Below are 14,743 nucleotides of genomic sequence, written 5' to 3' on the forward strand. Positions count from 1 at the left end.
TGTCGCCGGCGCAAGATCGTTGGCCGTGCTGGCGCGCAGCACGCTGCAACGCGCGTGCCCCGGCGCGGCGGCCCCCGGCTCCGTCTCTGCCGCTCGATTTCAGCGCCCCTCCGGCGCTCTGGCTCGGCGCCCTGCCCGGCGCCGCTCAGCGCCCGCCGCCGCGCATTGCTCGGATCCGAGCAGCGCCGCAGCGCCGCTGCTTCCTCAGCAGCAGTCCGTCGGCGTCAGGGCTCCGGCAGCGACGGCGCCACCGGGCGAGGGCCGGCCGGCGCGGCGGCGGCATCCAGAGCGACAAACGGGTTGAACCCGCCTGAAACGAGCAGAACTTCGAACCGCCAAGACGCCAAGACATCGTCTTGCTCTCTTCTTCTTGGCGTCTTGGCGGTTCATTTCTCGCTCGATCAACGTGATCCTTGTTCTACGCCCGCGCGAACAGCGCGAGGCACTGATCGTCGAGGACGCCGCCGACGAGCTCGAGGGGCGCGCCGGACTTCTCGTTCATCCATTGCGCCGGGACGGCAAGCTCGCGCTGCGCCCCGCCCGTCGCCTCCGTGACCTCGGCCATCGTGCAGCCGAACACGATGCGGCTGACCCGGGCGAGCCAGGCCGCGGTGAAGCACATCGGGCACGGCTCCACGGTCGTGTACAGCGTGTATCCCTCCAGATCGGGCCCGACGGCCGCGCAGGCGCGGCGGACGGCGCCGACCTCGGCGTGCCACGTGAAGTCGCGCTGGGCGTTCACCTCGTCGGTCGCCTCGGCCACGATCGTGCCGTCCGGGGCCGCGACGAGCGCGCCGAACGGCGGCTCGCCCGCCTCCAGCGCGCCGCGCGCGACCTCGAGCGCCCGCGCCATCAAGGCCTCGTCGCGGCTCATCGGACGAGCCTCCCGTCGAGCAGCGACTCCGGCGCCGGCGCCTTCTTGACGAGCTTGGACTGCGCGGCGAAGTCGATCACCGACTTCATCGACGCCACCGCGGGGCCCGCCTGCTCCGCCGTGCCGAAGAGCCGCTTGTTGTCGGCCAGATCGTAGATCTTGTCGCCGGCCAGCATGCCCTTCACGTCCTCGGGCGAGGCGCTCAGGTACTTGCCGATGATGGGGTGCGCCTTGTCGGGCTCGCTGCGCAACGTCTGGACCCCGCGGTCGATCGCGCCGAGGAGCCTCTTGTAGGCGTCGCCCCCCGCCTCGATCTTCGCCTTGTGCACGGCCACCGAGTTCGTGATCGTGTCCGGCATGCTGGCGCTCGTGAAGATCACGTGGCCGCCGTTCTTCGTCGCCTTCGTGATCCACGGCTCCCAGGTGACCGCGGCGTCGACCTTCCCGGCGACGAACGCGGCCCCGGCGTCGTCGGCGCTCATGCTCGTGATCTTCACGTCGCCCGGGCTGACGCCGCTCTTCTCCAGGCCGAACAGGAAGAGCATGTGGTTGACCTCGCCGAGCGTGAGGGCGACCGTCTTGCCCTTGAGGTCGGCCATCGTCTTGATGCTCTCCTTCGCCACGACGGCGTCCGCGCCGTTCGAGCTGTCGACGAGCGCGATGGCGACGACGTCCGTCTCGCTGTTGCCGTTCAGCACGGCCAGGTTCTGCAGGGTGGTGAGCCCGACGTCGAGCTGGTTCGAGGCCAGGGCCGCGAGCGTGTCCCCGGGGTTCGAGAACGGCTTGAGCGCGACGTCGAGGCCGGCCTGCTTGAAATACCCGAGCTCGTTCGCGAGGAAGACGCCCGAGTAGCCGATCCACAGGTCGTGGCCCACGGTGAGCTTCACGGGCTCGGCGGGCGGGGCCGCGGCGCCGGGGCGCTCGCCCGCCGCGGGCGCGGCGGAGGGCGCCTGGTCCGGCGCGGCCTCCTTGTTGGAGCAGCCCGCGGACAGGACGAGGCACGCGAGCGCTGCCCCGAGCTCTTGCAAGACGGTCCTTCGTTTCATGATCCCCCTTTCGATGGCGTGTTGGTGAGCCCGAACAGCAGGCGGTCGCGCTGCGCCGCCGTGCGCGCGCGGCCGCGGAGGAGCGCCAGGATCTCCCGCTTCTGGTGCAGGAAGGCCTCGTCGAGCTTGAGCTCCGACGACCGCGCCTGGCGCGCGAACGTCACGTCGAGGCTGGCCAGGACGCGGCCCGGCCGCTCCGAGAAGACGACGACGCGATCGGACAGGAGAAGGGCCTCGTCCACATCGTGCGTGACGAACAGCGTCGTGATGCGGTGATGCTGGATGAGGTGGAGCAGGAGCTCCTGCATGTCCTCGCGCGTCTGCGCGTCGAGCGCGCCGAACGGCTCGTCCATCAGCAGCACCTCGGGCCGCCCGACGAGCGCCCGCGCGAGGGCGGCGCGCTGCTGCATGCCGCCGCTCAGCTCCGCGGGGAGGCTGTCGCGGAAGTCCCAGAGCCCGACGAGGCGCAGCAGGTCGTCGACCCGGGCCGCCGCCTGCCCGTCGCGCTCGCCCCCGCGCGCGCGGGCGCGGGCGAGGGTCAGCGGGAAGCGGACGTTCTCGCGCACGCTGAGCCAGGGGAACAGCGTCTGTTGCTGGAACATGAGGCCGATCTCGGCGCCGGGGCCGAGGACGCGCTCGCCGTCGAGATCGACCGTCCCGGTGGTCGCCGGCGCGAGCCCGGCGACGATGTGGAGGAGCGTCGATTTGCCGCACCCGGAGGGGCCGACAAGGCTGATGAACTCGCCCTCGCGGACATCCATGTCGAACGGGAGCAGGGCGCTCGTCTCGCCGCGGCGACCAGGGTACGACTTGCCGACGCCGCGCAGCGACAGCTTCATGCCGCGCCCCCGCGCGCCCAGGGGAAGAGCCGGCGGGAGGCCGCGCGGAACACCCAGTCGAGCCCGAGGCCGAGCAGCCCCAGCACGAGCAGGTAGGCGTAGATGCTCGGCGTCTGGAGGAAGCGATAGAAGCGCAGGATGCGAAAGCCGAGCCCCTCGGTCGCGGCCACGAGCTCCGCGACGACGACGTAGCTCCACGCCCAGCCGTTGCACATGCGCAGCGCGCTCCAGACGCCGGGGAGGGCGGCCGGGGTGAGGACGCGCAACACGATCTCGCGCCGCGAGGCCCCGAGGCTCTGGCTTATCTGGACGAGCGGCGCCGGGACGCGCCGCACCTCGTCCGCGGTCATGATCAGGAGTTGAAAGAAGGTGCCAAGGAACACGACGAGGACCTTCGCGCCCTCGCCGATGCCGGACGCTATCATGACCAGCGGGATCAGCGCCGGCACCGGGACGTAGCGGAGGAACTCGGTCGGCGGCTCGAGCAGCGCGGCGATCGCGCGGAACGCGCCCGCGAGCACGCCGAGCGGGACGGCGAGGATCGCGGCGGCCGCGAACCCCGCTGTGACGCGGAGGAAGCTGTGCTGGACATCGATCCACAGCTCCCGCGACGCGAGCGCCTCGGCCGTGGCGACCCCGATGCTCGCGAGCGTCGGGACGATCGCGGCGCTGGATCCGCTGCGGTCCGGGATCCACGCGTAGGCCGCCGCGAGCAGCAGCAGGCTCGCCGCGCCGAGCGCGAGGCGCGCCCGGCCCGGGACGGCGCGGCCGAGCGCGAGCCAGCGCGGCGGCGCCCGCCCGCACTGGCGCGACGGCGCGAGCGGCTTCGAGTCGACAAGCATCCTCGTGAAGGCCTCCGAGCCTCCCATCGTGACGTTCTCTCGAGACAGACCGAGTCGGGACAGAGGGTGATCCGGCCCCGATGTGGGCTCATGTCGGCGCCCGGGAAGCAGGCGGTCAAGCAACCTTCATCAGGATTGGCCTGACTGGATGTCATCAGTCCGGCGCCGACCCGTCAAGCGCGATCTGGCGCGCGAGAGGGGCGTCAACGAGGTGTGCGGAGGGCGCTCACCGCAGCATCTCGCCTCACGGGAGCGCCACGGGGAAGGCGCGGGCCATGGCCTTTCGCCGCGCCATCGCGTAACGCACGCCGGCCCGGAGGTCTCTCAGCAGGACGAGCTCCTCCAGCGCCTCGCCGGTGCTCGCCAGGGACGCCGCGGTGCCCGCGGACATGCCGACGAGGACGCACTGCGCGCCGAGCAGGACAGCGGCCTGCACAGCGCGCAGGAGGTGGCGCGCGACGGTGCTGTCGATGAACGGGACGCCGGTGAGATCGATGATCACGAACTCGGCGTCGTGGCGCTCCACGCCTTGCAGGAGCGCCGCCATGAGCTGGCTGCTCCGGGTCTCGTCGAGGTGGCCCACGAGCGGCAGGACGAGGATCCCGTGCTCGATCGGCAGGACCGGCGTCGACAGCGCCGCGATCGTCTCGAGGAGGCGCGCCTGGCTGGCGAGGAGCTCGGCCTCGGTGTGCCGCAACGCCTCTTCCGTGCGCTTTCGCGCGGTCACGTCGACGACCACGCCCACCATCCCGATCACGCATCCGTGCGCGTCGCGGAAGGGGACGATGTTCTCCAGGGTCCACCCGTCGGTCCCGTCCTCGAGCTTCCACTGGAGCTCGACGTTCAGCCGGGGGATCCCGTCGACCATGATGGCCTCGTCGTTGTCGTGGTAGCTGCGCGCGACCTCCGGGATGAAGATGTCCTCATCGCGCTTGCCGATGATCTTGTCGGCCGAGAGGCGATAATGATCTGTGTAGGCCTTGTTGACGGCGAGGTACCGGTGATCTCGATCCTTGAAGAACACCATCGCCGGGATCGCGTCGAGCAGCGCGGCGTGGCCGGCGGCCTCCACCGAGAAGAACCTGGCGAGCAGCCCTTCTCCCTGGTCCTCGGCGTCGTCGCGCCGCGCCGCGCCGGCCCGCCGCGCCTCGGCGAGCTCCTGCTCCAGCTCCGCCACGCGGCCGCGCAGCGCCACGACCTGTTCACCGAGCGACATCTCGTTTTCAGGATCGGAGTGCATTCGGGGTACCAGGTGTCAGCGTGATCGCATATCCGAAGACTGTCCGGGGCGCAACGTCGTCTGCGAGACCGGCGTGGTCGACGCTGCGGTTCCGCGCATCGGCCCTGCACAGGAATAGAGCATATCCCCTCACACGCCGCACCCGCGCACACGGGCCTCGGCTGCCGGCGGAACACTCGAGCTCGTCCCCTCGGCGCGAGGGGCGCCGCGCGGGGCGCGCGGTCGACCGATGTGGCGGGAGTGGACCGGGCGCGAGGTGGCGTATCACCGCGAAAGCTTCGCGAGATCCGGAGTCTCACGGCGGCGGACCTCGAGCGGATCCCGGGCCCGGACGGGGCGCGGGAGCAGGCGATCCTGGACGGGCCAGACAAGTAAAGACCCTTGTCCATCCGCCGCGTGAGCGTTTCGGGCGCGTCAATGAGCGCCGCGGGCGCGCGCCGCGCGGCGGCCGGGCGCACGGTAGGCCCACGGTCCGGCGCGTCGCCGGGCCCGTCCAACCGAGAGGGCATTCCCCCATGAACACCTCGCCGAAGCGCCTCGCCGCCGTCCTCGTCTGCCTCTCCGCCGCCCTCCAGGCGTGCGCCGAGAGCCCGGCCCCGGCCGCGCCGGAGCGCCGCATCGTCGGCGGCTTCACGACCCCCGAGTCCGTGCTCCACGACACGGAGCGCGACGTGTACCTCGTCTCGAACATCGTCGGCTCGCCCGTCGACAAGGACGACCGCGGGTTCATCTCGCGCGTCTCGCCGGACGGCGAGGTCCTCGACCCGACCTGGATCGACGGCGCGTCCGAGGCCGTGACCCTGAGCGCGCCCAAGGGCATGGCCGTGGTGGACGGCAGGCTCTACGTGGCCGACATCGACGCGATCCGCGTCTTCGACGCGAGCGACGGCGCGCCGATCCAGGACATCGAGGTGCCCGGCGCCGGCCTGCTCAACGACATCGCGGTCATGCCCGACGGATCGCTCGTCGTCTCCGACTCGGGCGTGACCGTCGAGGACGGCGCGATCACCGGGACCGGCACGGACGCGCTCGTCGTCGTCGATCCGGCCGGGCAGGTGTCGCGGCTGCTCGCCGACCCCGCGCTGCCGCACCCGAACGGCGTCGCGTGCGCGGACGACGAGGTCTGGGTCGCTTACCTCGGGGCCGCGCGCGTCGACGCCGTCGACGTTTCGGGCGACGTTTCGGGCGACGTTTCGGGCGACGTTTCGGGCGACGCCTCGGGCGACGCCTCGGGGGCGCGGCGGCGCGAGATCGCGCTGCCCGCGGGCACGCTGGACGGCCTCGTGCGCCTCGACGACGGCCGGCTCCTCGTGTCGAGCTGGGACGCGAGCGCCGTCTTCGAGATCGATCCCACCGGCGACGCGGCGCCGCGCGTCTCGACCCTCGCCGAGGATCTCCCGAGCCCCGCCGATCTCGGCTGGGATCGCGCGAGGAGCCGCCTGCTCGTGCCGCTCTTCAACGACGACGCGATCGTCCTGCTCGACGTGGAGTGAGCCGCGGCGCGGCGCTTTGGCCGCCGGGGCGGCGCGGTTAGGCTGATCCGCCCCGGTCGGCCTCCAGCCCGCCCCCGCGGCGAGCGATGCGCCCGTCGATGACCAGGCCTCCGGACGCTTGGATCAGGAATCAAGGATCAGGAACGAGACGATGAAGCCGAACATCCAGCTCACCCGACTTCTCGAGCCGACGGATCAGGCCCAGGCCTGGGGCGCGCTCCGGGAGGCCATCTCCCGGCTGGAGAGCGCGTCCGCGGCGTACGGCGCGGCCGGCGCGGGCCTCGCCCGATGGATCGGCGTCTTCACCCGCGCGCGCGAGCGGATCCAGATCCAGCGGCTCTCGCGGCCGCTGGTCGTGCTCATCCTCGACGGCGCGAAGCGGATCTTCCTCGACGGTCCGGACGGCAACACGCGCCTCGTCGCGCGGGAGGGGCAGATCCTGCTCGTGCCGCAGGGCATCCCGCTCGAGCTCGTGAACGAGCCCGACCCGGAGCGCGGCGTCTACCGCTCGTTCACCATCGAGCTCCTGAGCGAGGTCGACGAGCGGCTCCAGCGCCGCTACCCGACGCTCTGCGTCCAGCGGGGGCTCGGCGGCTTCGAGGCGGACCGGCCGCACCTCCTGCGCTCCGCGATGCCGTCGATCCAGGCGCTCATCCACCTCGTGAACACGCTGCTCCTGCCCGGCGCGCACGCGCTGCTCCTCCAGCACCGGCTGGAGGACCTCATCCTGACCTTGCTGCTCCAGCACCGCGAGCAGCTCGAGGAGGCGCGCGCCGCGTCGTCGACGCTGTCGCTCGATCCCACCCTCGCGGTGCGGACGCTCGTGCGCCGCGATCCGGCGCGCGCCTGGGCCGCCCAGGACGTCGCGCGCGCGCTCGGGGTGAGCAACGCGACGCTGCGCCGCCGGCTCGGCGCGAAGGGCGTCTCGTTCCGGGCGCTGCTGTGGAAGGAGCGGCTCGAGCTGGCGAAGACGCTGCTGCGCTCGGGGCGCCACGGCGTGCTGGAGGTCGCGACGTCGTGCGGCTACGAGTCGGCGTCGCGCTTCGCCGAGCAGTTCCGGCGCTCCGAGGGGCTGAGCCCCTCGGAGTACCGCGCGCGGCACCGGACGGGTACGGACGACGGCTGCTTTGGCGACGAGAGGGAGCTCGGGGCGGGGGGCTGAGCCGCGCAGCGCTCCGTCGACGTTCGCTCAACGTTCGCTCAACGTTCGCTCAACGTTCGGTCAACGTTCGATGGCCTGCGCGACCGTCTCGATCATCCGCGGGATGGCCACGGAGATGAGGATCCCGAGGTTCGCCCGCTTGTTGTCCACGAGCATGCCCTGGAGCAGCTTGCCGTGGTTGACCACCACCACGGTGTGGTGGCCCGCCATGTCGAGCAGGTAATACCGCCCGAGCGGCGGGAAGTTCGAGTCGCGAAGCGAGCTGTCCAGCTCCTCGGTGATGCGCGTGAAGAGGGCCACCGCCACCGGCTGCGCGTTGAAGCCAGCGAGCGACAGGCCCGCCGTGCGATCCCAGATGTCGGTGGCGAGCAGCCCATCGCGGAGGATGCTGCGGAGATCGTGGACTGCGGCCTCGAGGACTTTGGTATCGATCATCGTGCTTCCGTTGCTCCTGGGCGCCCGCGCCCGCCTTGAAAAAAACGAATCTGTTACAGCCCGCGCAGGGTCGTCTCGAGCGCTTCCTTGAGCTGCTCGAACGCCCGCGTGGAGAGAGCCTCGTCGCCCACGGTCCCGAGGCAGAAGCCGCCGCGGGGCGTGCGCGCCTCGACCCAGGACATCATCTGCGCGCCGAGCCAGAGCGCGCCCGCCGTGGCGTCGACGCCGGGGATCGTGCGCACGCCGACGAGCGCCGAGAGCAGCGGGCCCACGAGGGACACGTGCGCCTCGGAGATGCCGTGCGCCGCCAGCGTGAGGCCGTTGTCGTCGGCGACGAACGCGCCCGCGCACGCGTGGTGCGCGAGCGTCCAGGCGACGAGCGCGTCGAGCCGGTCGGCCGGGTTGTCGGAGGTCTGCACGAGGCGCGGCACCTCCTTCGGCGGCCTCTGCGCGACCTTGACCGGCGCGGGCGCGGCCTTGCCCGCCGGCGCGGCCGGGCGCGGCGGCGCCATGGGGCTCACGAGCGTCGTGCGCTCCTGCGAGCGCGGCGCGGTCACCTGCGCCAGAAGCGAGCTCACCCGCTGCGCGTCAGTCCACGAGACGGATCGGGCCGTCATCCTCGCCTCCTGCCGTGGTGCCGAGGCGCTCCTCGATCTCGGCCACCAGTTTGTCGAACACCGCAGAGACCGCCGGCGGACGGCGGCTGAGCAGCCCGAGCGGCACGCCGGCGCGGCTCGCCTGGAGGAACGTGCTGTCGCGCGGGACCGCTGTGTCGAACACCTGATCGCGGTAGAGCGACCACAGCTCCTCCAGGGACGCCAGCATCACCGGATCGCGGAACGAGCTCATGGTGCCGACCACGCCGAGGAGCGAGCAGGCGGCGCCGATCTCGCGGAGCCGCGCGAGCATCTCGAGCAGCCGCGGCAGGGCCCGCAGCGCGAGCGGCTCGCACTGCGCCACGGCGATGACGCTGTCCACCTCTTCCATCGCGAGGCGCGACATCCCGCCGAGCCCGGCCGGCGTGTCGAACAGGACGAGGTCGAAGTCGCGCTGGCCCTGCTCCAGGATGCGCCCAACGAGGTTGGCCTCGCGCGCGTTCACGGAGAAGCGATCCTCGTCGAGCGCGTCGACGGGGCCCATGGGCAGCAGACAGAGCTCCGGGAGGCGGGTCTTCACCACGCCCTCCAGCGGTGGAGCGCCGCGCGCGAGGCTCGCGGCCAGGCCGGGGCGGTCGCTCACGCCGTCGAGCGACATGCCGATGGCGCCCTGCAGATCCGTGTCGACGAGGAGGGTCCGCGCGCCCCGGCGCGCGAAGGCGAAGGCGCAGTTGAGCGCCACGGTTGTCTTTCCGACTCCGCCCTTCAGGCTGGCGAATGCGATCGATCGGGTCATTTGGGGTATCCGAGCTTGCGTAGCTGTTCCAGGTTTGCGCGCACGAGGGTGGACGCGGGGTCGAGCGCGGAGAGGTCGATGAGGACGCGGGCCGCCTCGCTGTAGCTGCGTTCCATCAGGAGGCGCCGCGCGTCGGCGTTGAGCTGCTTGATGCGGGTCGCGATCTGCTCCGGCGAGGCGAGCGCGACCTGGAGGCGCCTCGACGAGATCGGCGGGGGCACGTCGACGCTGCCCTCGTCGATGCGGCGCAGCGAGTCGAGCACGAGCTCCTGGAGATCCTTGAAGATGGTGCGCTCCTTCGTCGAGCCGACGGACGGCGTGACGCGCACCCGCATCCCCGGGCGGATGAGCCGCGCGAACGCCTCCTCGCCCACGCCGAGGCCGTCGAACGCGGTCCACACCTGGCCGCGCCGCACCTCGATGAGACCCACGTCCGCGCTCTCGCTGCTGACCACGAGGACGTGAGAGTCGCCGGACATGCAGATCATCTGCAAGAAATCGACGGGCACGAAGTTCATGCCGATCGGCGCCGATTGCGCGCCCGCGGCGTGCGCCATGAGGACGAGCGTCTCCTCGGCGATGGGCCGCGTCACGCGCGTGATGGCGCTCACCGCCGCCGGGATCTCCTCGCCCTCGTTCACGGCGAGCACCAGCCGCTCCGTGCGGCGGAGGAGCCGCGCCATGGCGTCCTCCGGCCCGCCCGGGAGCGACGGTGAGTAGATGATGAGCTCCACGTGCTGCGCGCCGTCGAGGGCCTGCTCGAGCTCCTCCCAGGTGGCGGCGCCGAGCGCGCTCACCGGCGCCTGTCCGGCGATGACCCGGATGCATCGCATGCGCTCGCGCAGATCGGGATCCGCGATCACGACGATCGGCATCCCGTCAGCCTCCGAGGTCGAGGTCGCGGTCGCGCTGCGCCCGGCGCAGCATGACCGCCGCCGCGTTGTCGCCCGGGCGCATCTTCACGCAGGCTTCGAAGGCGTCGACGGCCTCGGCGAAGCGGCGCTGCACGAAGGCGGCGGTGCCGCGCGAGAACGCCTCGCGGTAGCGCCGATCTTCCTCCGTCTCGACCACCCGCAGCGTGAATGGCGCGCTCTCGGGGGGAGGCTCCGGCGCTCGCCGCTCCAGCCCGCGCGTCGGCAGGGTCGGCGGCCCCGCTTCCGACGCGAGGTCGGGCGACGACGGCGCCGGCGCCCGCCGGGACACCGGCGTCGTCTCGCTGAACGGCGACGCGACCTCTCTCCCCGTGTAGAGGCCGACGAGCACCTGCAGCGTGCGGAGCTTCCCGAGCGGGCACATCTGCACGATGTCATCGAACGTCGAGGAGCCATCGATGTAGCGCGCCACCATCAGCGCGTCGGGCGAGCGGCCCGCCGCGACCGGGATGGGCCCCGCCACCTGATCGAGGCCGCCGAGCCGCTTGGCGTAGGCGCCCGCGAGGAACTCCTTGATGCGCTCGATGCTCGTCTGCAGCTCGCGATCGTTGGGCGACTCCGAGCGCGCGCGGTAGAGCACCGCGAGCGCTTCCTCGTAGCGCTTCTCACGGACCAGCCGCACGACCTCCTCCCGGACGGGTACGCCCTTCGGGATCGCGCGGCTCTCGGGTTCCGTCACCAAAGCTGAGTCGTTTTGGTCTTTCACGGCACAACTCGGCAAGCTACATGCCCTGCCCGCCGGCCTTCAAGCTGTTTGATTGCGAGCTCGCGCCTGCGGTCGTCGGCGCGCTCCAGCGGGATCGACATCGTGCCAGGTGCGAGCGTGTGGGGTCGGCCAGAGCCACACTCGACACGATGCGTGATGCGACATCGGCCCACGTGACAGCGAGGGAGCCTTGGGCTGGGCGAGCGCGTCGCCCCACTCCTTATCTGATCAGCCGCTGCGCCGCCGGGCGCCCGGCGGATCGATTGCGCCGCCGGGCGCCCGGCGGATCGATTGCGCCGCCGGGCGCCCGGCGGATCGATTGTCACACGATCGTAACATGGGAATAGGCGTCGCACATCGGCGCTCGTTTTCCTACCTGCAGAGTCCAGGTCCGACGTCGATATCGAGAACCCTGAAGATATTGGATTCAGCTTACGCCATACTTGCGCTAGATTGTGTTCACCGAGTGGGAGCACCCCCCAAACGTTGACCAACGTCTGAGGTGGTTCGAAGCGAAAATCGAAAATCAAGCTCGGAATGCAGCAAGGGGGGTTCGTGCAGGATTTCAACCCGGGTGGGATCCAGCCGCGCCCATTCTGGTGACATTGTAAACTTATCTTGGGGCTTCACGAAGCGCCGGCGGTGCTTGGAGCAGCAAACAGAGGGATAACTCGACCAACTGATACACGCAGCCGAAAGGAGATCGCTTATGCGGCAGGTCTTGCGGCACATTTTCCAGAAGAAGCAGGCGTACGCTCGTCTACCCCTGTTCGAGCGCATGCGGGACGAGCGGCTCGATCCTCTCGAGCGGCTCGGCTTCTATCCATGCATGGCTTACTTCATCCTGAGCTTCGGCGACCTGAACCGGTTCGTGCTCCGTGACGAGCGCGACCCGGACATGTACCAGGACATGGTGAACGTCCACACCCGGGAGGACGATCACCACTGGCCGTGGTACCTGGAGGATCTGGCGAAGCTCGGCTTCGACATCGAGGCGCGGGGCTCGGACTGGATGAACTTCCTGTGGGGGGAAGAGACGATTCAGAATCGAATCCTCGCAGCCCGGCTCACGGAGCTCATCAAGGGCACGTCGGGTCTCGAGCGGCTCGTCATCATCGAGGCGATCGAGGAGACCGGCAACGTCCTTTTCTCAGCGATGCTCCCGCTGGCCAAGGCGCTGGAGGAGCGCCTTGACACGCAGCTCCGCTATTGCGGCCCGCATCATTTCGAGCGCGAATCGGGCCACACGGTGGACGCGGATCACGCCGCGCTCGCGGGCATCTCGCTCGACGCGGAGACGCGCGCGCGGTACAAGGCGCTCGCGGACCAGGTGTTCGCGCTGTTCGAGCCGTGGACGCACGAGCTCCTGCGCTACGCCATCGCGCACCCCGTGGGCGCCCCCATGGACGACCACGAGAACGACGGCGTGAGCCAGGTGATGGCGCGGTCGGCGATGCCGAGGGTGATCGCCGCGTGATGCAGCGCGGTTGAGGCCTCCCCGGCTGCGCCCGCGCGCCCTCCTCCTCAAGCACCCCCAGCACCCCCAGCACCCACCCGTCGCGGCGCTCGCCGCGCGCCGCGCTCTCTCCCTTTCGTGAGGGGCTCAAGGATCACCGTCGCTCCACACGCCCGTGCCCCAGGAGAGGGAGCGAGCACGGCGAACCTCGCATGCTCGGGTGGCTTCGGGCGCCTACGTCAGGTCGCCGGTGCCGACCTGCGGCCCGCGCGGCGCCCGTCTTCGGAGCCGGACATCCAGCGAACGCGGAGCTCGGCTCGCGACGCGGCGGGATGAATCTGTTGCACGGGGGGCATGACGCCTATTCATTGGAAGCATGTGCTCCGGTGGTCCATGACATGGGGCAAACGAGCTCTGCGGTAGGAGGCCCGCGCGGGGCACCGTCGCTCGTCCTGGGAGCCATCGTCATCCACCGCCGCACGCGGCGCTGACGGGCGCGACCTGCGCCCCCCTCGGCCGGCGGCGCGCGCAGCCTCCGCGGCACGAGGCCATGCGCCGGGCCGCGCGCGGGCGCGCGGCGATGCGCGGCGGGCGCACGTGCGCTCCCGCGCGCGTCCGGCGGGGCTCCCGGAGCAGCCACGTCGACAAGCACAGAACAACGGCAACAGGGAGAGAGATTGACATGTCATTTCCAAGACCCGGGCTCCTGATCCTCGGCTCGGCAATCGCGGTTGCCTCGATGGCCTCCTGCGCGCCTCACGAGCCCGAGGGCGCGTCCGAGAGCGCTCTGGCCGCGTCGAGCGCGCTCACCGCGCAGGACCGGCTCGCCGCCTGCAACCAGGACCCTCGCGTGATCGCCGGGCTCGTGTCCGCCGAGGTCTGCGCGGGGGCCGACATCTTCTTCCGCGAGACGTTCGACGGAAACGGCCGCAAGTGCGGCACCTGCCACCCCGTCGAGAACAACTACACGATCGACGTCCCCTTCATCAATGCGCTCGACCAGAGCGACCCGCTCGATCCGCTGTTCGTCTTCGAGCACGACCCCGACCTCGCCGGGCTCGAGACCGCCGATCTGAGGACGCAGGGGCTGATCCTCGAGAACCTCGACGGGTTCGAGGACCTCGCCAACAAGTTCGCGACGCGGTCGGTCCCCCACATCTTCTCCCTGGCGACGACCATCGACCCCGACCCGGTGGATGGGACGGCGGTCCCGCCGGTCCACCGCACCGGCTGGTCGGGCGACGGCGCGCCCGGCGACGGCTCGCTCCGCTCGTTCCTCACCGGCGCCATCATCCAGCATCTCCCGAAGGATCTCAGCCGCCAGCCGGGGGTGTCGTTCCGGCTCCCGACCGCGGACGAGCTCGATCTCGCGCTGGCGTTCCAGATGAGCGTCGGCCGGACCAACGAGCTCGACCTCACGCAGGTAAACCTCTTCGACCCCCTGGCGAGCGACGGGCGGCAGGCGTTCCTCGACCCGCAGCGGGGCCGTTGCAACGTGTGCCACGGCAACGCGGGCGCGAACCACCAGGACTCCGGGTTGAACCGCAACCTGGATACCGGGACCCGAAAGGCCCCTGCGGGCAGCACCGTCGGGGTGTTCGACGGCGGGTTCGGCGGGCTGGGGCAGTCCGCGCCCAACATCGACGTCCTGGACCTCGGGTTCCCCCACGGGTACGGCGACGGCACCTTCAACACGCCGCCCCTCATCGAGGCCGCGGACACGCCGCCGTTCTTCCACACGAACGCCTTCGGGAACACCATCGAGGACGGGATTTCCTTCTACACGTTCCCGGGCTTCTTCCCCAACTCGCCCGCGGGCCAGGAGCTGGAGGCGCGGTTCGGCACCCCGATCGTCTTCTCGGCCGTGGACGTCGTGAACATCGGGCGGTTCCTCCGCGTCCTCAACGCCGCGTTCAACCTCGACATCGCGAAGCAGCGCCTGCAGGCGTCGCAGACGCTCGTCAACCAGTTCCACGACACCCGGTCGGACATCCAGCTCCGCCTGATGGAGCTCGCGGAGGTCGAGATCGACGACGCGCTGGAGGTCCTCGCCGTGCCCCCTGGCAACGTCCCGCTGCACGCGATCTCCCAGAATCACCTGCAGACGGCCAAGGGGGAGATCGCGGCAGGGCTCGCGGCCTCCAGCTGGTCGCAGCGCCAGAGCCGGATCTCGAACGCCATCTCGCGTGTGACGAACGCGCGAGACCAGTTCGGCGCGAACATCAACTTCCAGCTCGGCCAGGGCACCCTGATGTACTGATCCATCGCGGCGTGGACCGGCCGTGGCGTGCGCTCTCCAACGTTCGAGGAGGAGCGCTCGCGCTCG

Annotated in this window: 14 protein-coding genes; 4 read left to right on the forward strand and 10 right to left on the reverse strand. The window is 70.9% G+C overall.

Annotation, left to right across the window (positions count from 1 at the left end; all coding sequences use genetic code 11):
- Positions 1–418: 418 nt before the first annotated feature.
- The 5 genes from WMF24_RS17630 to WMF24_RS17650 all read right to left on the reverse strand — a co-directional run bounded on the left by WMF24_RS17630 (position 419) and on the right by WMF24_RS17650 (position 4,841).
- Positions 419–874, reverse strand: coding sequence for a nucleoside deaminase (locus tag WMF24_RS17630; RefSeq protein ID WP_437737583.1), 456 nt, complete (start codon positions 872–874; stop codon positions 419–421).
- Positions 871–1,920 (reverse strand): ABC transporter substrate-binding protein, encoded by a 1,050-nt coding sequence (locus WMF24_RS17635; RefSeq protein WP_437737584.1) that lies wholly within the window; start codon positions 1,918–1,920, stop codon positions 871–873. The genes WMF24_RS17630 and WMF24_RS17635 overlap by 4 nt, the downstream gene beginning before the upstream one ends.
- On the reverse strand, positions 1,917–2,759 hold the full coding sequence (locus tag WMF24_RS17640) for an ABC transporter ATP-binding protein (protein ID WP_437737585.1): 843 nt from the start codon (positions 2,757–2,759) through the stop codon (positions 1,917–1,919). Before WMF24_RS17640 ends, WMF24_RS17635 begins: the two co-directional genes overlap by 4 nt.
- Positions 2,756–3,628, reverse strand: a complete 873-nt coding sequence (locus tag WMF24_RS17645; protein ID WP_437737586.1) for an ABC transporter permease — start codon at positions 3,626–3,628, stop codon at positions 2,756–2,758. Before WMF24_RS17645 ends, WMF24_RS17640 begins: the two co-directional genes overlap by 4 nt.
- Positions 3,629–3,845: 217 nt before the next feature.
- Positions 3,846–4,841, reverse strand: coding sequence for a PAS domain-containing protein (locus WMF24_RS17650; protein ID WP_437737587.1), 996 nt, complete (start codon positions 4,839–4,841; stop codon positions 3,846–3,848).
- Positions 4,842–5,356: 515 nt separating this feature from the next.
- On the opposite strand from WMF24_RS17650, the gene WMF24_RS17655 reads away from it, so the two are divergent.
- Together WMF24_RS17655 and WMF24_RS17660 are read left to right on the forward strand one after the other, a co-directional pair.
- Positions 5,357–6,334, forward strand: a complete 978-nt coding sequence (locus WMF24_RS17655; RefSeq protein WP_437737588.1) for an SMP-30/gluconolactonase/LRE family protein — start codon at positions 5,357–5,359, stop codon at positions 6,332–6,334.
- Positions 6,335–6,485: 151 nt separating this feature from the next.
- Positions 6,486–7,496, forward strand: coding sequence for a helix-turn-helix domain-containing protein (locus WMF24_RS17660; protein WP_437737589.1), 1,011 nt, complete (start codon positions 6,486–6,488; stop codon positions 7,494–7,496).
- 60 nt (positions 7,497–7,556) lie between these two features.
- Here the strand turns inward: WMF24_RS17660 and WMF24_RS17665 are convergent, their stop codons facing one another.
- From WMF24_RS17665 to WMF24_RS17685, 5 genes are read right to left on the reverse strand one after another with little or no spacing between them, the layout of a single operon-like run.
- On the reverse strand, positions 7,557–7,931 hold the full coding sequence (locus tag WMF24_RS17665) for a hypothetical protein (protein ID WP_437737590.1): 375 nt from the start codon (positions 7,929–7,931) through the stop codon (positions 7,557–7,559).
- Between the two features lie 53 nt (positions 7,932–7,984).
- Complete coding sequence (locus tag WMF24_RS17670) at positions 7,985–8,548, reverse strand: hypothetical protein (protein ID WP_437737591.1); 564 nt, start codon at positions 8,546–8,548, stop codon at positions 7,985–7,987.
- Positions 8,520–9,323, reverse strand: a complete 804-nt coding sequence (locus tag WMF24_RS17675; RefSeq protein WP_437737592.1) for a ParA family protein — start codon at positions 9,321–9,323, stop codon at positions 8,520–8,522. Before WMF24_RS17675 ends, WMF24_RS17670 begins: the two co-directional genes overlap by 29 nt.
- Positions 9,320–10,198, reverse strand: a complete 879-nt coding sequence (locus WMF24_RS17680; protein WP_437737593.1) for a DUF4388 domain-containing protein — start codon at positions 10,196–10,198, stop codon at positions 9,320–9,322. The genes WMF24_RS17675 and WMF24_RS17680 overlap by 4 nt, the downstream gene beginning before the upstream one ends.
- Before the next feature lie 4 nt (positions 10,199–10,202).
- A complete protein-coding gene (locus tag WMF24_RS17685; protein WP_437737594.1) occupies positions 10,203–10,934 on the reverse strand; it encodes a TRP-like protein in 732 nt (243 codons plus the stop codon).
- Between the two features lie 736 nt (positions 10,935–11,670).
- Here WMF24_RS17685 and WMF24_RS17690 point away from each other — a divergent pair.
- Together WMF24_RS17690 and WMF24_RS17695 are read left to right on the forward strand one after the other, a co-directional pair.
- Positions 11,671–12,438, forward strand: coding sequence for a hypothetical protein (locus WMF24_RS17690; RefSeq protein ID WP_437737595.1), 768 nt, complete (start codon positions 11,671–11,673; stop codon positions 12,436–12,438).
- Between the two features lie 661 nt (positions 12,439–13,099).
- The gene (locus WMF24_RS17695) at positions 13,100–14,677 is read left to right on the forward strand and encodes a hypothetical protein (protein ID WP_437737596.1); all 1,578 of its coding nucleotides are present in this window, start codon (positions 13,100–13,102) and stop codon (positions 14,675–14,677) included.
- The last annotated feature ends 66 nt before the right edge of the window (positions 14,678–14,743 follow it).

The sequence above is a fragment of the Sorangium sp. So ce1335 genome (assembly GCF_051521615.1).
Taxonomy (GTDB): Bacteria; Myxococcota_A; Polyangia; order Polyangiales; family Polyangiaceae; genus Sorangium.